At 52.9% G+C, this 22916-nt stretch carries 20 protein-coding genes; 1 reads left to right on the top strand and 19 read right to left on the bottom strand.

The genetic code is table 11. The annotated features are described in order from the left end of the window. Nucleotides 1-37 precede the first annotated feature (37 nt). Complete coding sequence (locus tag ACFQDI_RS12535; RefSeq protein ID WP_377167015.1) at nt 38-1111, top strand: alpha/beta hydrolase; 1074 nt, start codon at nt 38-40, stop codon at nt 1109-1111. Here ACFQDI_RS12535 and ACFQDI_RS12530 read toward each other — a convergent pair. The 19 genes from ACFQDI_RS12530 to ACFQDI_RS12440 all read right to left on the bottom strand — a co-directional run bounded on the left by ACFQDI_RS12530 (nt 1083) and on the right by ACFQDI_RS12440 (nt 22860). Beyond that, the gene (locus ACFQDI_RS12530; protein WP_377167013.1) at nt 1083-2300 is read right to left on the bottom strand and encodes a glycosyltransferase family 4 protein; all 1218 of its coding nucleotides are present in this window, start codon (nt 2298-2300) and stop codon (nt 1083-1085) included. The genes ACFQDI_RS12535 and ACFQDI_RS12530 overlap by 29 nt on opposite strands. Before the next feature lie 115 nt (nt 2301-2415). Further along, on the bottom strand, nt 2416-3351 hold the full coding sequence (locus tag ACFQDI_RS12525) for a GDP-L-fucose synthase family protein (RefSeq protein WP_377167778.1): 936 nt from the start codon (nt 3349-3351) through the stop codon (nt 2416-2418). 178 nt (nt 3352-3529) lie between these two features. Next, a complete protein-coding gene (locus ACFQDI_RS12520) occupies nt 3530-4705 on the bottom strand; it encodes a glycosyltransferase (protein ID WP_377167011.1) in 1176 nt (391 codons plus the stop codon). A gap of 1 nt (nt 4706) precedes the next feature. Beyond that, nucleotides 4707-7007, bottom strand: a complete 2301-nt coding sequence (locus tag ACFQDI_RS12515) for a glycosyltransferase (protein WP_377167009.1) — start codon at nt 7005-7007, stop codon at nt 4707-4709. Beyond that, nucleotides 7004-7894, bottom strand: a complete 891-nt coding sequence (locus tag ACFQDI_RS12510; RefSeq protein ID WP_377167007.1) for a glycosyltransferase family 2 protein — start codon at nt 7892-7894, stop codon at nt 7004-7006. The genes ACFQDI_RS12515 and ACFQDI_RS12510 overlap by 4 nt, the downstream gene beginning before the upstream one ends. 30 nt (nt 7895-7924) lie before the next feature. Continuing rightward, nucleotides 7925-9373: a hypothetical protein gene (locus ACFQDI_RS12505; RefSeq protein WP_377167005.1), complete on the bottom strand. Its 1449-nt coding sequence runs from the start codon at nt 9371-9373 to the stop codon at nt 7925-7927. A gap of 301 nt (nt 9374-9674) precedes the next feature. Beyond that, nucleotides 9675-10394, bottom strand: a complete 720-nt coding sequence (locus ACFQDI_RS12500) for a class I SAM-dependent methyltransferase (RefSeq protein WP_377167004.1) — start codon at nt 10392-10394, stop codon at nt 9675-9677. 56 nt (nt 10395-10450) lie between these two features. After that, the gene (locus ACFQDI_RS12495) at nt 10451-11575 is read right to left on the bottom strand and encodes a glycosyltransferase family 4 protein (protein WP_377167002.1); all 1125 of its coding nucleotides are present in this window, start codon (nt 11573-11575) and stop codon (nt 10451-10453) included. Between the two features lie 27 nt (nt 11576-11602). Next, nucleotides 11603-12826, bottom strand: coding sequence for a glycosyltransferase family 4 protein (locus tag ACFQDI_RS12490; protein ID WP_377167000.1), 1224 nt, complete (start codon nt 12824-12826; stop codon nt 11603-11605). Nucleotides 12827-12844: 18 nt separating this feature from the next. Beyond that, complete coding sequence (locus ACFQDI_RS12485; RefSeq protein WP_377166998.1) at nt 12845-13744, bottom strand: hypothetical protein; 900 nt, start codon at nt 13742-13744, stop codon at nt 12845-12847. Between the two features lie 210 nt (nt 13745-13954). After that, complete coding sequence (locus ACFQDI_RS12480; protein ID WP_377166996.1) at nt 13955-14686, bottom strand: FkbM family methyltransferase; 732 nt, start codon at nt 14684-14686, stop codon at nt 13955-13957. A gap of 76 nt (nt 14687-14762) precedes the next feature. Further along, nucleotides 14763-15848, bottom strand: coding sequence for a glycosyltransferase family 9 protein (locus ACFQDI_RS12475; RefSeq protein ID WP_377166994.1), 1086 nt, complete (start codon nt 15846-15848; stop codon nt 14763-14765). Nucleotides 15849-15854: 6 nt separating this feature from the next. Then, the gene (locus tag ACFQDI_RS12470) at nt 15855-16643 is read right to left on the bottom strand and encodes an FkbM family methyltransferase (protein ID WP_377166993.1); all 789 of its coding nucleotides are present in this window, start codon (nt 16641-16643) and stop codon (nt 15855-15857) included. A 140-nt stretch (nt 16644-16783) separates the two neighbouring features. Further along, entirely contained in the window at nt 16784-17665 is an 882-nt protein-coding gene (locus ACFQDI_RS12465) for a hypothetical protein (RefSeq protein WP_377166991.1), read from the bottom strand. Between the two features lie 69 nt (nt 17666-17734). Beyond that, nucleotides 17735-18712, bottom strand: coding sequence for an exostosin domain-containing protein (locus ACFQDI_RS12460; protein WP_377166989.1), 978 nt, complete (start codon nt 18710-18712; stop codon nt 17735-17737). A 25-nt stretch (nt 18713-18737) separates the two neighbouring features. Then, entirely contained in the window at nt 18738-19574 is an 837-nt protein-coding gene (locus tag ACFQDI_RS12455) for a methyltransferase (RefSeq protein WP_377166987.1), read from the bottom strand. Nucleotides 19575-19614: 40 nt separating this feature from the next. Further along, complete coding sequence (locus ACFQDI_RS12450) at nt 19615-20547, bottom strand: hypothetical protein (protein ID WP_377166985.1); 933 nt, start codon at nt 20545-20547, stop codon at nt 19615-19617. Between the two features lie 146 nt (nt 20548-20693). Next, on the bottom strand, nt 20694-21572 hold the full coding sequence (locus ACFQDI_RS12445) for an FkbM family methyltransferase (protein ID WP_377166983.1): 879 nt from the start codon (nt 21570-21572) through the stop codon (nt 20694-20696). A gap of 19 nt (nt 21573-21591) precedes the next feature. Next, nucleotides 21592-22860: a lipopolysaccharide biosynthesis protein gene (locus ACFQDI_RS12440; protein ID WP_377166981.1), complete on the bottom strand. Its 1269-nt coding sequence runs from the start codon at nt 22858-22860 to the stop codon at nt 21592-21594. Nucleotides 22861-22916: the final 56 nt, after the last annotated feature.

Raw genomic sequence — 22916 nt, 5'->3', positions numbered from 1 at the left:
CGCTAATAAACCCCACAGCGGCGGCGTATGGCTTTCCATGCGCCGCTTTTTTCTTGCCCTCACCCTGCCCTGCCTCGCCTTCTCAGAGGACGTGCCCAAGATCCGCGGCCTGAGCCGGTCCAACCTGCTGGAATATCGCGCCCAGGACGGCACGGTCAAGATGGCCCAAACCCCTGCCGAATGGGCGAGCCGCCGTGCGGAGGCGCTGGCAGGCTTTCAGCAGGTCGCAGGCCCTCTGCCCGGCCCTGAGCTGCGCTGCCCGCTGGAACCGCAGATCGTGGAGGAAACCGACTGCGGCAGCTATGTGCGCCGGCTCATTACCTACACCTCCCAGCCCGGCGGCAAGGTCACCGCTTACCTCTGCATTCCCAAAACGGCGCTCGCAGGCACGAAAACGCCGGCGGTGCTCTGCCTGCACCCCACGGAAAACAAGATCGGCTTCAAGGTCGTCGTGGGCCTAGGCGGCAAGCCTCACCGACAATACGCGCAGGAGATGGCCGAGCGCGGCTTTGTCACACTCTCCCCCAGTTATCCCCTGCTGGCGGATTATCAGCCAGACCTGAAGGCGCTGCACATGCCCAGCGGCACCATGAAGGCCATCTGGGACAACCTCCGCGGCCTCGACTACCTGGACTCCCTGCCCTACGTGGACCGCAGCCACGGCTACGCCGCCATCGGCCACTCTCTCGGCGGGCACAATGCCATCTTTACCGCTGTGTTTGACGATCGCATCCAGGTCATCGTCTCAAGCTGCGGCTTTGATTCCATCCTCGACTACAAAGGCGGCAACATTCAAGGCTACATCCAGGAGCGCTACATGCTGCGCATGGCAGACTATCTGGGCCACCCGCAGGACTGCCCCTGGGACCATTATGAGCTCATCGCCTGCCTCGCCCCACGCCATGTGTTTGTAAACGCCCCTCTGCGCGATGCCAATTTCCAGTGGCAGAGCGTGGACCGCATCGCAGCCGCAGCTCTGCCCTTGTTCAGGCTGCACGAAGCAGAGTCACGCCTGCAGGTGGCCCACCCCGACTCCGACCACGATTTCCCAGATACGGAGCGCTTTGCCAGCTACGAGCTGATCAAGCGAGTGCTGCGGCCTGCTCAATGACCCGCACCAGCCGCGGGCACAGCACCGAATGGGAAAACTCCGCCCCCAGTGCCATGGCCGCCGCATTGACCGGCTGCGGCCCCAGCGTCAGCGCCTCACGGATCTGCCCCACGATGCCCGCCACATCCCCATTCCGCGCCACCCGCCCCTGTGCCGGATCACTCAGCCGCCGCGCCAGATCAGCCCCATGGCTTTGATCCGGCCCGATGAAGAGAAACGGAATGCCCAGCGTGAGGATGTTGTAGATTTTGCAGGGGTGCACGATGCCCACAAAAGCATCCCCCATCACCACCAGATGCAGATCCGCCGCCGAAAGCGAACCCGAGAGCTTCTCCATCGGCTGATACGGCAGGCAGGTGATGTTTTGGAGCGCCTGCTCTTTGGCAAAAGCCTGCACCTTTTTGAACTCGCTGCCACCGCCCACAAACAGGAAGTGCAGCCGCTCCTCCCCCCGCATCTCCTGCGCCGCCGCCAGCACCGCATCCAGCGGATGGCACGGACTGTGATTGCCGGAGTACATGACGACAAACTTGCCCGCGAGCCCATGCTCCGCACGGAAGTCCTCGCGCCCTACCCTGTCGTATCCTATCGCCTGATCGTGAGACCACGGCGCATCCGTATGGATGACCTCCGCGCCCGCCCCTTTGGCCATCAGGCGCTCCGCCATGAAGCGGTCCAGCGCGATGATGCGCGAGGCACGCCGAAAGCTCCAGTTTTGGATGAACGTGAGCGTGCGCTCCACGATGCCCCCGGCCTTCAGCCACCCGGCAGCCACAGCTTCATCCGGATTCAAGTCCATGACCCACGGCACCACCGAGCCGCCTTTGAGCTTTGCCACGACGGTGCCCAGCGTAGAGATGAGCGGCGGCGAGGTCAGGCACACCGTGACGTCCTGCCGAGGCAGAAAGAACAGAATGCGCGTGGCATTGCCCCAGAAGATGGCAAAGTCCACCAGCCTCCGCCACTTGGCCTTCTTGCCAAGCCCCGGCGTCCAGATCCGGCGGATGTCGATGCCCCGCCACGTCTCGCGCACCGGATAGCGCAGCTCCGGATTGTCATACCCACGCGACGACGCCACCACCGTCACCTGATGGCCGCATCTGACCAGCTCATGCGCCAGATCCGTGAGATGCTGCGCCGTCGCCACATGGTCCGGATGGAAGCACTGGTTGAGCAGAAGGATCTTCATGGCCTGGCAAACGGGCAACCGCCCCTCAGAACGAGAGACACTGCAGGATAACACCTGCTACTCCAAAGCTACGTCTGCGCCGCCACCCGCAGCGCACACAGTTGCCACGCGGCACTCAGCCGCGCAGCCGGTGGGTCTGCATCTCCTCCAGGAAGGATGCATAGGTCTGCGACAGACCGTCCCTGAGCGAGATCTGCGGCTGCCAGCCGAGCTGGTTCAGGCGCGTGGTATCCAGCAGCTTGCGCGGCGTGCCATCGGGCTTGGTCTTGTCCCAGACGATCTGCCCCTTGTAGCCCACCACTTCAGCCACCATTTCCACCAGCTCGCGGATCGTCACATCCGTGCCGCAGCCGACGTTGACCAGATCCGGCGGATTTTCCAGCTGCAGCAGAAACGCGCAGGCATCTGCAAGATCATCCGCATGCAGGAATTCACGCTGCGGCCGGCCCGTGCCCCAGGCCACCACCTCAGGCAGCTCCGCCAGCCGCGCCTCATGAAAGCGGCGGATCAGCGCCGGCATCACATGGGAGTTCTGCGGATGGTAGTTGTCATTGGGGCCGTATAGATTCGTCGGCATGGCCGAGTGATAGACCACGCCATACTGCTTGCGGTAGTATTCGGCCATCTTCAGCCCCGCGATCTTGGCAATGGCATACGCCTCATTCGTCGGCTCTAGCGCCGAGGTCAGCAGGCAATCCTCCGGCATGGGCTGCGGAGCCAGCTTCGGGTAAATGCAGGAGCTGCCGAGAAACAGAAGACGCTTCACCCCGGCCTTGTAGGCACCGTGGATGCAGTTCGTCGCGATGGCCAGATTTTCATAGATGAACTCGGCCGGATAGGTGTTGTTGGCGTGAATGCCGCCCACCTTGCCTGCCGCAATGATGGCCGCGTCCGGCTTTTCCGCGAGATAGAAGGCCGCAACCGCCGCCTGGTCAGAAAGATTCAGCTCCTGGCGTGTGCGAGTGACGATGGTGACACCCGAGATCTTTTGAAAGCGCCGCACCAGCGCGCTCCCCACCATGCCTGTATGACCAGAAATAAAAAGCTTCATCATGCTTCAGAGTAAATTCACTATATTTCGTGTTCAGCCAGCTTGAGAGCAACGTCCAGCTTTTTTTAGCAACTATGTCAGCAGTGGCAAGTCTCACCAGCGCACAGCCCCTGCGCTTTCGCGGCCCGTCCACGCAGAAAGCGTGAGCCGCAGCAGCCGCACTGACGGCAGCTGCCTTCTAGCAGCGCTTCCCGGCCTGCATGTCCTCCACCACATCCAGAAAGCGCCTTCGCGCCTTTTCCATGTCAAAATGGGCCAGATAAAGCCGCCGCGCATTCTCCCGGCAGTGCATTTTTTCATCCGCAGATTTGGCCGACCAGCCCTGCAGCAGCTGCAGAGTACCCGCCACGCTGTCGTCAGCCACCAGCCCCGCGCTGTATTCCTCAATAAACGGCGCCGTATTCACCTTGTCAGACAGCAGCACCGGCACTTGGCATGCGAGAGCCTCGGCCACCACAATCCCAAAGTTTTCCTGGTGTGACGGCAGCACCAAAACCTCCGCAGCAGCCAGCTCACGCCATTTGCCCCTGCCATTCACCCCACCCGCAAAAGAGACATCCTCGTCCATTTTCAGCCCCAGGTCTGCGCATTGCGTCACGAGTCTCTGCATGAAATGGTCCGTGCACGGCGGCCCGACAAAGCGAAGGTGCACCGTCCTGCCCGCATCATGCGCCTCTCTCCAGCGGGCAAACGCCTCAAGAAGCAAATCACAGCCCTTTTTGGGATGCAGCCGCCCAAGAAACAGAAAAATCCGTTTTCCTGACTGCGCAGGATGGCTCGGCTCGCATTCGAGTCTCAGAGACTCCGTTGACGCCGGCGGCCCCTCAACCCCAAGAGGCACCACAACCTGCCGCGCGCGAATGTTTCGCAGCTTTGGCGCCGCAAGACGTCGCTCATCCTCCGTCGTAAAACACACACAGGAGGCCAGCCGGAACACTCGACGATTGAATGCCCACCAGGCTGTCAGTTTCAGCCATCGCGACTGCCGCAGCGCCCAGGGATCCAGCATGCCATGCGGATAGATGATCACCGGCACCCCGGCCTTGTCCGCCGCTCTGGCGGCCGCCACGGCATGGTACTGCCAAAGACCATGCACAACAACAACGGCCCCCGGCTGCAGCAACTCTCCCAGCCCAGCCCCCCAGTTCGGCGTCCAGCCAAACTTCGACTTCGCAGGCCCCAGCAGCCGAACCTCACAGGGCCAGTCACTGCCCCACCGAGTCTCTGGATCATCTGAACTGATCACCACCGACCTCAAATGAGCCGGAGTCCGCGACAGCAGCCTGACAGCCTCCGTCGTGCCCCCATGCGCAGGGTCGATGGAGTGTATGGCATGGATGATGGTCAAATTCATTTCACTCCCCTTGAGCCTTCTCTGTAAACATTCCGGCGTAAACCGCCCTCATCTGCTCGCCAAAGTGATTGATCGAAAACATTTCCGCACGCTGACGGCCCATGAGCGCACATTGCCGGCGCCACACATCCCCCTGCTCCAGCCGCTGGGCAATCAGCATGGCAGCCTGCTGGGGAGCCTCAGGATCGATGTATTCCGCCGCCCCACCTCCGACCTCCGTCAGTGGAGCTCGATTCGATGCGAACACCGGACACCCACGGGACATGGCTTCCAACACCGGCCAGCCAAAGCCTTCTTCAAGGGAGGGAAAAATGAGAGCCAGCGCCCGATCATAGGCACTGACAATCCATGAAGTAGGAGGCCGCGCCATCCAGACAACGGAGGATTCGATTCCCAAATCCGCAGCCAGTTGCCGTTCAGCCTCAGTGGCAGGATCCCCCATCATCACCATGGACGGGACCGCCTTCAGCCCCGAGTGCCGCACCAGCGCCGCATAAATACGCAGCACTCCAGCACGGTTTTTGTACCAAAGCCCGTTGCCGACATGCAGCAAAAAGCTGGCCGGCAAATCCGGCACCCCATTCTCGGCTTTGAGCTGCAGAGCAAACTCTGGATCGAGCGGGTTTAACACCACATGAAAATCATGTCCCTTGCCCACCAGACGCTTACAATCCTGAAGCGTCTTCTCTGAAACACAGACAATGGTGGAAGGAAACCGAAGCGCCCACAAAATGCATCGTTGAAACCAGCCGCCCCACCAACCCGTGGAACCCATGCCGGGTATTTCCCCGATTGAGGCCCTAACCGCGATCAAATCATGCACCGTGACCATGACGCGAAAGCCCCCCATCCACGGAATCAAAGGCCCCCACCCCTGATCGGTGACATGAATGACGCAATGATAGCCGCACATCGCCAAGTAAGCGGCATGCCCCCGTAGAACCATCGGAAAAATAACGTACTTGTCGGCAAACCCCAGCATCTTTCGCAGCCGTGAAGGCATCCAGGCCCGCCCCCCCAGTATCACCGGCGGCTCAACACACTCCACAGCCCCCGCCCACTGTTTCGTAACCAGCTGAATGAGATTCACGTAGCGCTTCATGCTTCGCAGACCATCAGGAGCGTAGGTTCCTGTCAGCAGCAAACGCGTGGCGACTCGTTTAGACTCTGCGCGACGGCAGTCAAAGACCGCCATAGCATCGTGTGCAGCCGCCACAAAGCGCCTGCGCCCATCATCCAGCGTATGCCCTTTGACGCTTTCACGCGCAGCAGCACTTCCCTGCGCAAGTTCCTCTGCAGGAATTTTCGCAAGCAGGCACAGGGCATTCTCAATGGCTTTGGCGTCAGAATTGGGGAGCAGCCACCCGTTCACCCCATGGCTGACCATTTCCAGTGCCGCCCCCGCATCCACGGTCGTGATCACAGGCAGCCCCGCCGCCAGTGCTTCCGGAATCACCATGGCCCAGCCATCATGCCTCGTAGGCAGGCACAGCACATCTGCACGGGCATAAAAAGTGGGAATCTCATGCCATTCGCGAAAGCCTTCCCACTGCACCTTTTCAGCCACAGGAGACAGAATCTGGCGCATTTGCTTTTCCAAAGGGCCAGAACCCAGAATGATCAAACGCAGGTTAGGATGAATCTTGGCAGCCGCCTGAAACCCCTCGGCCATAGCGAGAACACCTTTACGCGTGTTGAGCAGACCGGAATATAAAACCACACGTTCATCCGCAGGAGCACTGCGAGGTTGAATGCGAAAGCGGCGCAACCCCGAAAAATAAGGCAGATTGACGTACGTTTTGGCCGCCCCCCAGTCCCGCAGATATCCGGCAACACCAGCACGCCCGATAGCCCAAATGGGCGCCTTGCTCTTTGCGATGGGGTAAAGCAGAACCTTGCGGGCTAGCCGCCCTAGCCAGCCCAGCCGTAGAAATCCGGGACGCTCCCCCCAAAACACCCAGGGACGAGCGCTCAGGTGCCGCAAATGAAGCGCCGTCAGCGCGAACCAGTGCGTGTAATAATTGCACACCGTCAGATCGGCGCCCAACACCCACCGTATGGCTTCACCGGTCACCTCATACTGCCCCTCCAAAGCCAGATGCTCGTGCATCAGCTCCATCTGCCCCCACGGGTGCTCGCTGTGCTGTTTACGCAGGTAGATGACACGCAGGACAACCTCGCCACCGGCGGCGATGGCATTGAAAAACTCCACTTGGTAAGGTGAAGTCAGGTAGGTGATCACACAGACGGTCAAGGGGCCGGAGACCTGCCTGTCTTGCGCATGGAAAGAGAAATCAGTCATGAAGACGCAGGAGAAGAAACGGCAGCGACCCGCACTGGCGAGCGCCGTAGCAACAGCCAGGAAAGCGCACTGGCAAATTTAACAGGAGCTCGCAGCGGAAAATATTTCCGCACCGCCCCGGGCAGCGCCAAAAACGAACGGCCAATGACCTTCCACTCACCATTCAAAGCAAGCCGCAGCAAACGGCGAACGATGCTTCCACATGCCTGAGGCCACAACGCCACAGGATAACGCAGCAGCGGAAAGATCACGGTATTGATCATCATCGCCACCTGGGTGTTCTCATCCTCACGCTCAGGCGGCAGGTGATCATGAAACACACGCAGCTCCCCGGATTGCAAACACATGCCCCCAAGTTCATGCAGTTGCAGGCTCACATCCACCTCCTCCAGGTTGTAAGCGATGGGCACCGGCTGATAGCCCCGCGTTTTCATGAACCATTCACGATTCATCAAATGGCCGCAGCCAGGATAAAAAGCCTGAAGCCAAAGCCCCTGCGTATCCGGCTCCTCAAACGGAAGAATGCTGGCACAAAAGACAGCCGTCTCAGGCATTTTGGAGATAAGCGCCCAAGCTTTCGCAAAATAATCAGCATCCAACGGGAAAGAATCATCATCAAAGTGAGCAATCCATTTGGAGGAAGCTTCCCGCATCATCCGCTCCCGTGCCCCCCCGGGGCCCATCAAGACTGCTGAATGCAGCAGCCGCACATCAGGAAATTCCGCCTGCACCATCTCGCGCAATGCAGCATCGTTACCATCGAGATGCACGAGGATTTCAACTGGCAGCGGTTGACAGGCATGCAAGCGCTCCAGGGTCATTCGCAGCTGGGCAAAACGCTGACAGGCTGGCACAGCCGCTGTTATTGGAACGCTAGCAAAGCCCATTGAACATCATGCGCGCAGCAAAAGCAGCTGCTATCGGCTGCCACGCATCGCCGGTTGTCGTGTGAGAGTAACACCAGACTGCCGCACCTGTCTGGCACGGCGAGGACGATGCACCAAACTCTCCAGCCGTGGAATGAGACAGAATCCCCATGTAGCGCAGAGAAATAGATTGGCCGTGTGATTCAGCACCATTTGACCAGAATACTGTAGAAGATGGAAACAGGTAAAACCCAGTGCCAAAGATCGAAAGATGGAAGGTGGCGAGCGTCGAAAACTTGCCCAACAGTCCATTAACATCATGGTCCGAAATGCATACCAAAGCAAAAATGCAGGCCAGCCCAATTCCGCCATGCACTGGCCAATCTCTGAGTCGTAATAGGGACACTCCCTTTTAGGATTGCTTAATTTGAGCGCACGCCGAATTCCCAGAGTTGCCGGATGTGAAGTGCCGATGCCAAACCCCATAAAATCCACCGCCTTCGCCGCAGCCGTAACTGCAATCAGGGGGTGGGATAAAACCCGGCCTTCAAAAGTATCACCCGCTGTTTTATTACGGGTCTGAAACGCATCAATGGCCTTGCCAGCAAAAACCGTCACCCCGCCCGCTGCAACAATGAATCCAATGAGCATGTAGATGAAAGTGTTTCTTGCTTTGCCGACTCGGCTCATACTTGCTGTCAAGCCGACAATGGCGGCAATTCCGAGCAAGCTAAAAACCGTGTAGCGCGACCCAGTCATGAAGGCGTTGGCTAGAAGCAGAGGAAGATTGCCAAACAGCAAAACCAGTTTTCGCCGTCCCTCCATCCCCAAGAACAAACAGAGCGAAATGATGAAGAACAAAACAACGAATATATTATGACCGCCAATGTAGGAAAATGTGCCGGTGATCCTCGCTCTCGCGGCTTGTCCCGCACCAAAAGTTGCCACAGTCTGCACTCCAGCCAGATCACTGGTGGCATAGGTGTTTATGGGCGAATCAGGCCCCGCAAAAAACTGCGCCACGCCAAGAAGGCAGATAGGGATTGCAAAGAGGGAGTAGCGGAAAAAAAGCGTTGTCAGATGCTGTTCATCTCGGAATAACAGAGGCACCATGAAAGCCAATGGTATGTACCAAAGATATATCTTGAGCCCATAAACCGCCAGAACAGCCGAACCTATGTTCGGATTCAACGCCCCAAAAAACACCAGAATTAGGCTGACACAGGCGATGAATGTGCCAGGAACACGCAGCCGCCAACACCGGACATCGGGATCGGGAAACATGAAAAACTTAATGTAAGCACCGAGAAGAATGATGTCTTTAAAAAAGTAAACTAACTCCGACCCTTGTGGGAACACCCATTTGCGGATGGCACCTTCAAGCAACGCAACAATCAGCGCCGCATGCACAGCCCTCCGCCAGTTCATCATGGCCAGGAAAACGATAACCGCGGTGCCAATGGCACCAAGCGCCATCATTTGTGAAATTGTCAACTTCATATCAAAAATGTATTGTGAACATGCTCTTCAAGAATAGGCCCCACCAGCGCATGCCGGACAGAGCTTCGATCAGACGCGCAATAAACGAATGGGGAGCAAGAGTAATACGACGCCCACAGGCCATAATCTCCAGCCATATCAGCTCCAGGATTTCATACAATGCGGGAAGCAGATGAACAAGCACTTTACGCAGCCGCATTTCGGCCAGAACAGCTGAATAAACAAATGCCAAATGAAAGCGACTTTGCTAACATGCCACTTACCCCAGGCAGCCGACTACAGTCAGCATCGCCATTTTTTCTCACGCTTTCAACTTAGCAGACATCACGATCGTGTCACTGAACCAACGTCCCTTGAGCAGACCCGCGGATATCTGTTGCCAGCTGATATGTGGCAACTTGGGAACTCCGCCATGCGCCACGTAGCTGAACCTGATGTTTATGAATCCGGCCTCCTGAAACACCCGAAGAAGATCCTTGCGCAGCAGGGCAGTGATGTGCGCCGGATAGCAACTGTCTTGAAACAAAGCAAAATGTCCCGTCACAACAAGGCTTAACAACGAGCGCAGACTCTCTTGATTTGGCGTGGTAAGGATTACCTCCCCCCCTGGGCGCAGTAGCCGGGCAAATTCCCTCGCGACTGCCCGAGGATTCTCCAAATGCTCAATCACCTCGGTGGAAACAACGACATCAAAACCGCCCCCAGACCATTCCAAAGGCAGGTTTAAATCCGCTTGCAACCAAGTGACTTGGTCCGGCAGGTCTTCCGGTCGCTCGAAAAGATCGGCACCTGTGATAGGACCGCTCCATCCAGATGCAATCAGACGCCTGATCAGGTCTCCCCTGCCAGCCCCATACTCAAGCAGGCTCCGCGTGCCCCCTGCCCCCAACGCAACACTCAAGGCATGATTAATAACTGCTCCACTGCTCGTCCCTTTAGACTCTTTGGAAGCCTCGATGCGGCGTTCGAGCAGATCTTTGTCATTAGTCTCTATACTTTTTTCTAACATATAACGTTGCATTTATATATGATAGCCACACTTGATATTTCGAATTAAATTCGAAGATCATTTTTCACCTACTTATTTTCAATGATACTTTGGTAATGATCCACGTATTTTTGGGTCAGCGAATCCTCGGCAAAAGCTTTGATTCGCTCAGCAGCTGCATGCAGACAAGCGCGACACGTTTCTGAATTGCCCAGCATCGTGCTCATCTTCTCGGCAAGGTCGTCAGCATTGCCGTTTTTAAAATTGACCCCTGCATCGCCGACACACTCCGACATACCTCCATTCCTTGAGACAATCACACTTCGGCCCGAGGCAATCATTTCAAGGGCAACCCCACCCATAGGTTCCTCATAAGCTGAAGGAACGACCCCCACCGTAGCAGATGCCATGGCGTGAAGCAGCGACTCCCCTCGGAGCGCACCAGCAAATCGAACTGCCTTTTCGAGCGATAAGTCTCGCGTTAGCGCTTGCAGCGGCTCGCGTAAAGGACCATCTCCCACAATCAAAAGCGTAGCATTGGCGCCATTCGGACGCATGCGTAAAATTGAGAGTGCCTTGAGGAGAGTTTCGACTCCTTTCTCGTTCACGAGACGCCCCACAAACACAAAATCATAGGCCTCTGGAACAGAGATTTTGCGAGAGAGAAATTGTCCCAGAGGATACGGGGTATAAAGCACGATTTGTCGTGGCAGTGGCTGCCGCTTGGCGATCCAGTGAGTGGCTGCCGCGTTGAAAGCGACGTGATGGGCAACCCAACGGCGGATTCCCAAGATGATTAAAGCACGACAAGCAGACCAGAAGCCTCGGATTTTAGCGTGATGCATGGCCGAGGCCAAAGGCGTCATAGGCGTTGGACCGGTCGCATCCCAACCCAAGCCGTCGATGCAACTAACTTGATAGCCGTTGTGTGTCCAAAGAAAGGGTTTACCGGCCAACAACGCTAAGGGAACCATTTTCAAGCTTGCACCATTCGAGTGAATGATGTCGACATTACGAGCCAGTTTGAGAAGAGTGCGAAATGAGGCTCCACGCACCACTCGGTAAGAAAAGCTGTCTTTTTCCCGAAAAGGGGTCTCGGTCACCACGAGCACGTCATGCCCCGTTTTCACGAGGTTGTCCGCCAAAGTGGCCGAGATGGTTTCTACACCTCCTACGGCAGGATGAAACGTATGGGAATGGAGCAGGATACGCATGCAGGCAGGGTTTACTGGCCTTGGAACTTAGTTTGTGCCCGCTATTGGAGAAAGCCAGTCTGCGAACTGCTGGCGAACCCGCTCACGAAAATGGACTGGAATAAACTGGGAGGCAAAGGAGCTACACTGTGCAGCGCACTCTCCAAGTCTGTCCGGATGATCTAGATAGAATTGCAAACGAGCCGCAAGGGCCACCGCATCCATGGCGGGTACACGCCATGCAGGGTCAGGAACTGGTGCACCACAGTTTTCCGACAGTAACACAGGAATGCCACAGGCCATGGCCTCTACTGCCACCCATCCAAAGGCGTCGGCGACGGACGGCAGCACCAGCAGGTCATGTTCGGCATAGAGCTCACGTAGGCGGTGTTTGGTGAGCGGACCCGTGGCAACGATTTCGGCACGACCAATACGAGAGGGCACCACGATCTGATCAGTGGGCCGACCAGCCAAAGTGAGACGCACAGGGGCGCCTAGCAGTTCCAGCGCTTTGAAGAGGAATGGCAGGCCTTTGCGAATAGAAAGCTCGCCCACAAAGAGCAGATGAAGTGTCCCAGTCGATAACGAAGAGCGTTTTACAGCGGTGACAGGTTGCCAGAAATCGGTATCGACCCACAGTGGGTTCTGAAAGAGCCTTTCAGGAGCCACCCCCTGGCGCACAAAACTCTGCCCATGGAACTCTGAATAGACCATGAGGCGGCTGGCCAGTTCATATTCCTGCAACTTCCTCTCCATCATGGCTTCACCATCTGGAAATCCTTTCCAAGGAAGATCACAGGCATCCGAGGCTTGCTGCATAAGCTTTTCAAGCTCAACAGGGTGCAACTGAGGACAGTCGTGGACGGTATGAATCCCAAGACGCGCAGCAATCTGCAAGGACCTAAGTGCACTCCGCTCAGTGCTCACAAATAGATCTGGCGGTTGCTGCTCCAACTTTCGCGCGCAGTGCGCATCGAATGCTGTAAACATCATCATGGACTCCCCCTTGGCGCCAAAACGTCGCACCAGAGTATCAATAAGCCAAGGCAAAGGATACTCACAGATATGCCTTGGATCCAGTCCATCCACCCTACGATTGCGGAGAGCCTCGCCCCCTAGGTAGCGGCTTGCCAAGCCCCCCCATTTGCCGGGAGCATCATAAATGGAACAGTGAAAATTTCGCAGCCATCCACACTCCTGAGCTGCGAGCGCACATTCAAACGCTGTATGCACGCCGCAGTAACCGACATCGATGGCGCGGGGCGATGACATAAAAGAATTCACCAGAGTTTACAAATATAAACGGCTGCCGTTTTGCAGCCGGTCTGCTGCATTCATATATTCTGCAGCAGTGGTTATCAGGTCATGTTGACGATACCACTGAAACAATCCCTTCTGCACTTTTTCGGTCTCCAAAGTAGTAGATTTATCGCAGAGACGTAGATAGTGTAAGCCTGCAATTAATCCATCAGGAAGAGTCTTGTCAGTAACGGGAATGAGCGGAATCACCCCATGAGCAGCAAAAGCCGCGAAAATACCAGACTTTCCAAGCAGCAAGGGGCCAAAAAATGCATAGCCAAAACGAGACTGACCTAGCAGTTCAGAAACTTTTTCAGTTTCCAGAAAACCAGTTTGCTGAATAGGAAACGGCACTTCAGGCAACAAACTCACCGGTCGACCGATGAGGACCACACGCTCTATGTGATGTAGAGCCACTGTCTGGGCGACACACTGCCAAAACTCTGGTGTCGGATTCCCACGTCCAAAGTTTGAAGTGAAAATTACCAACTGTGAGTGACGATCATTCACAGAAGCAAGCGTGGCTGGTTCGCCAAAATTTGAAAAAACCGGAACAATGCGAATCCCTTCTTTGGTGTTTGGTTTGGCTTCACATAGAATATTAGCATTCATTGTGCAATTCGTGAACACTCTGTCTGAAACCTTCCGCAGACGTTTAGCCACCCAGAGCTGCAACGGCCGTGTCCAAAACGCGCTTGTGTGAACAGGACCCGAGGCAGCAACTTCATGAAACATAGTGAGCCAAGGAATGTTGGCATGCAGTTTCCGAAATCGTTCGACGAATCGGACAAGCCAAACAGGAGCCCCTCGTCTTGCGTAGCCATAACCAGAATAGTGCAGGATCACCGCCCGCGAATGCGCATTTTGGGGATCAATGGGAAGCGAAGTCATTACTCGGCAAGTTTGAGCGGCCACAGAATACACCTGATTATATGGTTCAATTTCCCCATACCAAGTTTTGGCCAAGCACCTTGCATAATCTTTCACCCCACATGAGCCAGTAGCCGGAGGTATAAACTGAACCATTTCAGCCATTAGCATCTATTAGCTATAATTGCAGTTGATGAAATGAACGCCACTTTCTCAGACAGCCACTATAAACTAACGTCTAGCCTGTAGAAGACCAAAATCGGCACCCGCCATTTCTTGATATGTGATGGTAAAACCCAAATTTTCGACTGCCTGGCTTAGCTCCTTGAACGTGTAGCCAGCCCAAAGATGAAACTCCATGGTAAGATAATTCACCTTTTTCCAACTTTCGTGATCTTTTAGAATGTCCCACTCCGCTCCTTCACAATCTAACTTCACTAAATCGGCCCCCCCACCCAGCCGCTCAATCACCTCGCGGAAAGAAATTTGAGCAATCCCCCCTGATTCCGAGCTTTCAATTCTCGTTTGCACCGAATCTGGATGAGTTAATAGAGACACTGTTTCAGCTTTTAAACCAACAGCTTCGAGGTGCCCCCTGAAGCCCACCTGCTCTGAATGCTTAGCCCAATAGGGTTGCATGGCAGGATTAGGATCGTAAGCATGAATCATAGCTTCATGCCATTGCAACCGTGCCGCAATGGAAAACAGCCCCGCATGGCAACCGATGTCAGCCACTGTGAGCATCTTTCGGGGAAGTCGCCGTAATCCGTAACAGTCATCAAGGAGCAGATCAATAAATGCCGTACGGCTGCCTTCATCTTCCGGCAGCTCCAGTTGCAGCCATTTTCCCGATTGAAGCCGCAAGCGACTTGGCAGTTTAAACGTCGATGCTCGATGGAATGTCACCCCCAACTGTCTGGCAGAAAAGAAGCGTCGTATTAAAGTAGTAATTCTCGTAGACATCTTGTCCTCTCATTTTTTATCGTTCAATTGTTATCTCCCACCAAACAAATCTACGAGGTGATCCAAAATCTGTATTTCATAATTTTGAAACTAAATCCAGCACCTCTTCCGGTGAGTATATATCCTCATGCTCCTGGTCTCTTCCACATACATGTGTCAGAGAGCCATAGCCCCATTGCAAGGCATGTAGAGCGGCTGAATCAAACCATTCCCCCAACAACACAACAGATGGTTTTTCAAAGGCAGCCGCCACGTGCATCAACAGGCTTGAATTGCAAATCACCAAGTCCGCCTGGGCCACCAAGGAAAAAGTTTCACGCAGAGTTGTAAGCCCCGTCAGGTTTCGCACAGCAGAATTTCCGCACGACAACTGAGCCCCAACCGCCATCTCTCGCGGCCCACCTACGACAACCACTTGATTACGAGCATCCAAAGTCAAAGCACGAATCAATTTTTCATAATGCCCCAGTGGCCAGCATTTTTCGGCAAAACCAGCTCCGGGACCGATGACGATTCGTCTCTTGCGCCCACCATGTTCAGCCCACATTTCATCGCCATACGCCATTTCCTGAGCCGTTAGAAAAATTTGTGGCTTTGCTGAGGGAACTTGCATCGCTCCTAACAATTCGGCAAAGAGCAAGGAGGAGCGCCCGACATACTTGCAATAATCGAGGTCAAAATATCGCTGGGCTGCTGAATGCCCCCCGGCGTAGCCTTTCACCCCAAGGCGGAAAGGAATACCACCCCTCATCAATAGAAGAGAACCAAACTGGCTGCCAAGCACATCAATTCCAATGTCAAATTGACGCGACTTTAACAGCGAAACCTCATGCGAGCGCAATATGTAGCGAAAAGCGCCCAGAGGCGTCTGGCCTGGCACAATATGATTGTGCCAGGGTGCATTTATTGATAGCACTTCGCTGACATGCGGGTTGTTTTCTAGTATTGGCCGACTCCAGTCGCCCACACCTGCAACAATCCGAGCCTCGGGATAGAGCATCTTTAAAGCCTCAAAAAGAGGTGTAATGACAAGCAAGTCCCCAAGGTCATTGTTTCTTAAAACAAAGATAGATTGAGGGCTGTCTGGACATTTGTTCACGCTTGCAGCAAAGCGTGACGCAATCCAAACAAGGCTTTCAAGTGCTGACCGTTTCCACCCCATGTGTCCTCAGATAAGACTCATTCGCTCAATACGCTCTGCGTGAGCAGCAGTGACGCACAACACATTTACAGAAGCTGTCACCGGAAGCTCAGCCAAAGCCCTCTTTATGTCACTCGTTCGTTCCACTTTATTGCCCGCAATAAAGAAGTCTGTATACCCATGGTCCAAAAGAAATGCAGCCAGATCGGGAGGAGCGCACTGAAAATTTCGCATCCAAGACTCGCACACTTCAAGAAACAGCATTGGACGAAACCGGCCAATCATCTTTTGAGAGCCCCTAAGAGCATGAAGTTCTGCGCCTTCCACATCGATCTTCATAAAATCCACTCGAGAGATCTGATGCTCGTTTATATAATCATCTAATCGGATGGCACGAGAACAATACGTTTCGATGTTTTGAACATCTTTCCAAGATCCAGCGTCTTGAACACGCATTGAGGCTTGCCCAAAATCTTTTTCTGGGACATGTAGCATGACGTCACCAGCTTCGTCTGAGCAGGCAAACAAGTTTAAACAATAATTGTTATACACCTGCATTTGAAGTAAATTAGCTTCGGCTTTTCTGAAAGTCGGGGGAACTGGTTCAAATGCGTGTACTTTACCACCACTGCCAACAAGATCCGAAGCCAGCAAAGTGAAATAACCTTCGTTAGCCCCCACATCGAAAACAACATCGCCAGGACGTATCAGGGCAAGAAAGATTTTTTTTTCAATTGTGCCACGCTTCAACAAACGAAGCATATACAAATACAAGCTTGCATGTCTTGAAAGAAGTGAATGCAGCAAACGTCGCATAAAAGGTTGATGTCTAAAAAATTACAATTTACTTTAACTCAACTTAGATAGGCCCAAAGCATTAGTGAGGCATTTTTAAGAAAAAATATCCCAATTGCAGTATGTATTCGCTTTAATTCAGAACCAATTTGATGAAAGGCTCATTCTGAGAATAAGCTCATTTTAAAACATCTTATTGCACGATATAGTCGCCATGGAATGGAACGTAAAATTCCCGATACGCTACTGCGCGCGCAGCTTTCGACATCACTGCGCCATGCTTTTAATTCGTCTGGATTCAAGAACCTCTCCATGAGTCCATCGATTGGGCGGCGTTTATCCATAGCACAACCCGCCCAGTGCAGCAGGTAGGGTTTGCGATCGACATCGCCCCAATAACTTTCAAAGTTTGAACCAAGATAGTCACCTGCCCATGTAGATTCCATGTTCCAAGGCGGCAGGGTGAGATTGTGAACAGGAACGCCCGAAGAAATAACGAGAAGATTGATACCCGGCTGGTCGCAATTGTTATACGTCAGGCATGTCTCCTTAAACTTGGATTCACAACATTCATAGATCGACTCCCGGGTGTGTAATATGCGGTCACTAGCCCACTGCCCAGAGTTAAACACCCATTTCTGCCACATTGTGGACATGCTTGCAAAGATCGGCCACGACTGCCGTGTAACCGTATGTCCGGTGTTTCTCCAATGTCCACAGGAAGTTACAAACCCATCCAATGGTTTCAAAATTTCGGCCGGGTTGCGCAAAAAAATGACATCCGCATCAACAAACTGAAAGTTGGCAATTGTTAAACATTGACACTTTCTCATGGCAGGATGCGCGCCACGGGATTTCAGCCATTCTGACATTTCTATGTCCTCCCACCATTCGGCGTTGGCGGGCAGGTCAAATCGACCCTCATTATAGGGAATGACACGAAGGGGCAAATTGCAACCGGTGGCACGCAAGGAGCGCTCCATGGCGATGAAGCGCAGCCGAACTTCGGGGCTTGCCAAGGTGACAATAGATTCAAGTTTCATGAAATTCAGATCACCAGCTGAGGCATGTCAAAAAGAATGTGAGCCGGTCAAGAGTGCCCCTAACAGATATTAATTAACAGCGGCAGCCCCATGAAGCAGAATACGTCTGACCGATGCGGCCAAAATGCGCCAGTGGCTGGGGGAACGCAGTTCCATCAAGTCCAAGATACGCTCGCGTCTGCCATAAGGAACTGCCAGCAGTTCACAAGCTCGCTCCAAGAGCCCCATGGCCGCATTGTGTGAAGAGAAATGCTCCCCCCAAACTGCACGCGCCCTCGCCCCCATCTCAATGGCACGATGACGAAAGGTGCCTAGGATTTGCGGGATCTGTTCAATCTCGGTTTCCGGAACAAAAATTGCAAACTCCTGCCATGGAATCCCCGAGACTGGAAGCCATGAATCACCGATGATGACGGGCACTCTTCCAAGTTGCATCACTTCAAACAAGCGCATGGAGGTTGGTCCATGTCCTCGAGGGCAAAGCACAAATTGGGATTCAAGAATGGTTTGCAGATAACCTTGCTGAAAAGGAGCACGTTCACTCTCGTTCATGAACGTGGCGGAAGTGCCTGTCACAGCTTTCAGCAATGCATCAGGACGTTCGAGGGCAAGAATACGTGAACGAATTGGATGACTGTTGGGATCCCCCACAAATGAGAACAAGTAACGAGTCGGCACGTCGGCCAAAGCCATTTGATTCAGATAGGGATTGTCGTGAGCACGAACGACATAGGAAAAGCTGCGGCGGCACTGGAGATTTGAGTGATTTTTGTCAATTGATGGAGATATCGTCCGGCACAAAGTTTGAGTAATGTCACTGATATGGTACAGCACACATTTCTGGGTAAAACGACGAAACACGGGATGTCGGATGACATCCAAAAAATAGGGGTCGAGTCCTGCATAGGTTTCCGCAAAGAGAATCAATTCCGCGTCGATGGGATCGGCTGTCAGTTCAAAATGCTCAGAACGACTATGAAGTCGAAGCCATTCAGGCACCGATGGCTCTTCACGAACAGGGTAACAACTAAGCAGGTGAACCTTCAAAATTTTTAATCAAAAACACCTCAAATTAAATATTCAAGTGTGGCGTAAGGAACAGCCACTCCATTATAACTGGCCGCCCCTCTGCGTAAGCCAACTGTTTCGCTTCAAAATCGAGATTGCTTGCAAGGTCACTTTCATATGTGTGTGCTTTTTGCAGGTCATCAATACTATGCAGCACTTGGACTTGATGAGTATTTGCAAACAAACCGATCAGATACTTGCTAATTCCATCCCTGATAAAATCATGTGTTTCTATAAGTAAATCAGACTTATAAAACTCACCCACGGTCTTATGATTGAAGAGATTCCTCTCAAATCCTTCACAATCGCAGACAATGAGACATCGTCGTTCCTGGATAGTATCGGCAAGTTTTTCAGCAGTGACTTCCCCTGCAACAGCAACTCTATCTTCCACTTTATTTAAACGGGCATTTTTACGGCAGAGTTCTTGGGCGCGAAAATCAGTATCAAAGGCATAAACATGGCAGCCAGGAAACTGTAAGGCGAGACCAATTGCGTAATAGCCTTCCGCACAGCCAATGTCGACAACTTGCTCATAGGCATTCGCGAATACACGTTCAAACACAGAGTCGAGTTCAGATTCATACGTACCGAGCAATTTGGGTATGACTGCACTACAAGTAGCTTCAATGGCTGCGTAGCGCATGCCTGCGAAACGCCCCTGCCGCACCTCCGGTTGCTTCCGCAATTTTTCCATCAAATGCTCAATTTGCATCCGTGTTCGGCGACGGCGCAAACCACGGCTAAATCGAATCAGCGTCGCTTCAATTGGGCGCCAAATTATATTCACAGTCAGCGCCCGATCCAATGGGAGAAGAATTTTATCAATGAGCGGATGCATTCGGAAGCACAATCAAATTATTTCGACGCAATCGAGCTTTTCATCCCTTCAAAAGATGAGAAAGAAGCTTATCTGCAAGATCAGCGTGCCTATCATACTGATGCACTATCCTTACAGGCTGGCCATTAGCCGCCAACAACCCACTCGAGGTGCCAAAAGTGAACTCACTCAAATTACTGGTGCATAAAGTGGCGATGCAGTCCTCGCCATTGGACGTGAGCCGTACTCCCGAAATTTGACCGGTTCGCAACAACCCGATGTGGACGCCTTGATCAAGGTAGGGATGATGGATCATGCGCGGCAGTTTATCCATGAACTCGGCGCAAAGGCGTTTCAGATAAGAGGAGATGGAAGCGGTATCTCCGAGGGTGACACCAGAGCAGATGACCTTCTCAGCCATAACATCAGCCATTGGAAAGGAGGGATCATCTCCATATAAATGCTGCAGCCACTCGCAGTTGCCTGGCTGATCGCGTACCAGTCCACTCTCGAGTCCAGTTGTCAGACCGCTTGGAAGCCCCTCGAAAGGATCACGCTGAAAGACCACATCCCGGCTGTCGGCCAGCATGACATGGTCATAACGATCACCCACCTGAAGCAGAAATTGTCGAGCAAGGAAATAACGCGAACAGGTGATATTGAGCAGGTAGGCTGATTTGTGCTCGATCTCCACCCGGCGCTCGGGGTGATGCTGCCAAGCGTGCCGCATCTTGCGTGCCACTAAGCGCGCCAGCGACGGGAAGGTCGTAGCGAGACGACGAAAAATGCGGTACCGCTGTTTGGGTATCGGCACCCAAAGGCGAGCAGCGGGCATGAGTGCAGCAAGATGCTTCCTATCCGCAGCACTTCCATGGTTGGCTATAAGAACTACATCAGCCTGACAACCCGTCGCACGTAGACTACGCAGAAATGCTTTTGGCATTTCAAGTTTACGACCGGCATAATTAGCAGTCAGAATTAAATTTTTCGGCATTACTCAATTACATTTAATCAAAATTAATTACATCCTTCAATATTTGGACCCATTGGAATGTTTTCATTTTTGTCATCAGCAATGATAAAACAGAAGTTAAGCCTTTATCAAAAATGAAGGTGCCTGCTGTTGAAAAAGCAAAACAATCAGAATTCTTTTAGAATTATCCTTTGATCCGTCGAGAATCTTTCCAAGATTGATGGCGGCATCAACGATCCATCTTTTTGCAAAACGCAGTAGCCCCATAAATCTAAGAGACTTATCAAGTCAGCAACTAAACGCCCCTCTTGGGCGACTCTCTGTGGGTGATACTCCAGAAAAATAAGAGGTTTATAGGTTTCAATTACAGATGAAAGTCCTTTTAGCACTGAAATCTCATGCCCCTCCACGTCAATTTTGACGACATCGGGCTTAAATGAAAGTTTTGAGCAGACTTCGTCACCGCGCTCAGCAGGAACAGAGAACGTGGTTGAATTCCCTGACGACATGCTAGCCACAACAGCATGTTCCCACTCGTAATGCATCTGCAAAAGTGCTGACTCATCCGACAAAGCACACTCTACTGGAATCACCTGCCCAGGAGCATTCTTGTGAACGTTGTAGAGAAGCCGGGCAAAGGCGAAGGGAGATGCATCCACAGCGACAGCCTTTTTATCAGGGCTTGATGCGGTGAAGGCAAGTGAAAAGACTCCATGCAAAGCTCCTACATCCAGCAGGTTCAGCCTATCTTTGGTAAGTGCAAGAAAAGAGTCCATTTCCTCCACCATTTCAGGATAAACATAACAAAAAGCCTCAAAAGGTTCGAATGATTCGGGATGCAGGTAAAAATGCATGCCTTCACGCAAAACAAACTCTCCATAAGCCAAATTCGAATTCAGACGATTATGTGCTACTTGAAGTCTTTTAGCTTGGGTGTCTGGAGACGCACTATGCCATCGCAAGCGAAAATGACGGACTGCTTTAGTGATCCAAGATTGGAGAATCGGCGGAGCCAACTGCTTGAAAAGACGTTTAATTAAGTTCATTTACGATCTGAGTATAACATCATTCACAACTTTTCCCTGACTTGAAACCATAAATACCGATGGCAGTTTGGAGTCCCAGCCCCACACAGGTGCTAAACAAACCGAATTTAATAACCGCAAGAGTATGACTGAGGTCCATTGTCAGCAAGCATACAGCCTGAACAAGCACTGTAGATCCTATGTAAACAATGGTACTCCACCAGAAAACCCAGCGTCTGGCGGCGTGTATCGTCCACATCACACCACCCAGATAACATAGACTGCTATTCAAAATGACCCAGCCAATCTCTTCATGCAAGCCCGCGTACTTTTGGCCAAGAAGCCAGAGTAAAGGCTGAGGTATCACGAAACCGACCGTAGTGATGATAGCAGATATCCCTACCGCCGCTCCGAGAATCTGGAAATACCTTCTACCAAGAATGGCAAGTGACACGCGCGCAATATACGGTTCGATAAAAACGGCATTGAAGGCTGCTAGCAAGACGAAGAGCTGACCTATGCGTCCCAAAGCGCTTACTTCTGCGATGTTCTGGGTAGAACCAAAAACCGCGATAATCCCGACCAGTACCTGGCTTTGGAGGGCTGTGAAGGCAGCTGCGGGAATGATTGGCGCGAGATACCGGAGCATCTCAGCATTTCGTGACGGTTCACAATTCAGTGGCTCCTGAACGTAGGTTCGGGATGAGCGACGATAGCTTATGCCTGTGTAACCAAGAAGAAGTGCTGCACTGATAGCGGCAGCACATGCAGAAAGCAGCCCGGAGATGTAGAGTCCTGCACAAAAAGCCAGTCTGAGCACTGCCCCAAAAATCTGCGGGGTATAATATTTCCACAGTGCACGATGAACTAGCAAAGCTGCGCCATACATGTTCCAGTTCTGAAACAACACCCCCATAGAAATACTTATAAAGAGCAGCAACTTAACGGACGTATCCCAAGGCTGCTTCCAAACGATCAAGGGAAAAGCCACAGCCGCCAGCAGCAGTATGCCCCCCTGCAATCTTGAGCGCCAATAGCGCGCCGAGTAAAGATACCCTCCCAAAACTTCAGGGTCATGGCTACGTGAACCCGCAAGTGCCACCACGGAACCAGAAAATCCAAGGTCTGTCAATTGAGTGACAGTGGACTGAAATGCGAACGTGATCCCAAACATGGCGTACTCTTGAATATCAAGCCAGCGCACCAAGCAAAAGCCTGTGAAGAGGTTCAGAAACTGAACCACAGGCTGCCCCATTAAAAAGGCCAGCAAAGGACCGCGCCATCTGGCTATACGTGATGCTGAAAACATCAAAGCCTTCGTTCCGTGCACCGCATGTCCTTCTGCTGAAATATGAAATCAGATCT

Origin of the sequence: Prosthecobacter fluviatilis, assembly GCF_042655725.1 — a bacterium.
Classification (GTDB): Bacteria; Verrucomicrobiota; Verrucomicrobiia; order Verrucomicrobiales; family Verrucomicrobiaceae; genus Prosthecobacter; species Prosthecobacter fluviatilis.
Note: the sequence above shows the minus strand (reverse complement) of the source record. Positions and strands in the feature narration are given on the sequence as shown.

Bases quoted from the DNA above. Each gene is read 5' to 3' on its own strand.
- ACFQDI_RS12480 (WP_377166996.1), bottom strand. From the start codon at position 14,686: ATGTCTACGAGAATTACTACTTTAATACGACGCTTCTTTTCTGCCAGA.
- ACFQDI_RS12475 (WP_377166994.1), bottom strand. From the start codon at position 15,848: ATGGGGTGGAAACGGTCAGCACTTGAAAGCCTTGTTTGGATTGCGTCA.
- ACFQDI_RS12510 (WP_377167007.1), bottom strand. From the start codon at position 7,894: ATGGGCTTTGCTAGCGTTCCAATAACAGCGGCTGTGCCAGCCTGTCAG.
- ACFQDI_RS12515 (WP_377167009.1), bottom strand. From the start codon at position 7,007: ATGACTGATTTCTCTTTCCATGCGCAAGACAGGCAGGTCTCCGGCCCC.
- ACFQDI_RS12505 (WP_377167005.1), bottom strand. From the start codon at position 9,373: ATGAAGTTGACAATTTCACAAATGATGGCGCTTGGTGCCATTGGCACC.
- ACFQDI_RS12525 (WP_377167778.1), bottom strand. From the start codon at position 3,351: ATGAAGCTTTTTATTTCTGGTCATACAGGCATGGTGGGGAGCGCGCTG.
- ACFQDI_RS12490 (WP_377167000.1), bottom strand. From the start codon at position 12,826: ATGTCATCGCCCCGCGCCATCGATGTCGGTTACTGCGGCGTGCATACA.
- ACFQDI_RS12450 (WP_377166985.1), bottom strand. From the start codon at position 20,547: ATGCCGAAAAATTTAATTCTGACTGCTAATTATGCCGGTCGTAAACTT.
- ACFQDI_RS12485 (WP_377166998.1), bottom strand. From the start codon at position 13,744: ATGACTTCGCTTCCCATTGATCCCCAAAATGCGCATTCGCGGGCGGTG.
- ACFQDI_RS12500 (WP_377167004.1), bottom strand. From the start codon at position 10,394: ATGCAACGTTATATGTTAGAAAAAAGTATAGAGACTAATGACAAAGAT.
- ACFQDI_RS12465 (WP_377166991.1), bottom strand. From the start codon at position 17,665: ATGAAACTTGAATCTATTGTCACCTTGGCAAGCCCCGAAGTTCGGCTG.
- ACFQDI_RS12495 (WP_377167002.1), bottom strand. From the start codon at position 11,575: ATGCGTATCCTGCTCCATTCCCATACGTTTCATCCTGCCGTAGGAGGT.
- ACFQDI_RS12470 (WP_377166993.1), bottom strand. From the start codon at position 16,643: ATGCGACGTTTGCTGCATTCACTTCTTTCAAGACATGCAAGCTTGTAT.
- ACFQDI_RS12445 (WP_377166983.1), bottom strand. From the start codon at position 21,572: ATGAACTTAATTAAACGTCTTTTCAAGCAGTTGGCTCCGCCGATTCTC.
- ACFQDI_RS12530 (WP_377167013.1), bottom strand. From the start codon at position 2,300: ATGAAGATCCTTCTGCTCAACCAGTGCTTCCATCCGGACCATGTGGCG.
- ACFQDI_RS12455 (WP_377166987.1), bottom strand. From the start codon at position 19,574: ATGCATCCGCTCATTGATAAAATTCTTCTCCCATTGGATCGGGCGCTG.
- ACFQDI_RS12440 (WP_377166981.1), bottom strand. From the start codon at position 22,860: ATGTTTTCAGCATCACGTATAGCCAGATGGCGCGGTCCTTTGCTGGCC.
- ACFQDI_RS12520 (WP_377167011.1), bottom strand. From the start codon at position 4,705: ATGAATTTGACCATCATCCATGCCATACACTCCATCGACCCTGCGCAT.
- ACFQDI_RS12535 (WP_377167015.1), top strand. From the start codon at position 38: ATGCGCCGCTTTTTTCTTGCCCTCACCCTGCCCTGCCTCGCCTTCTCA.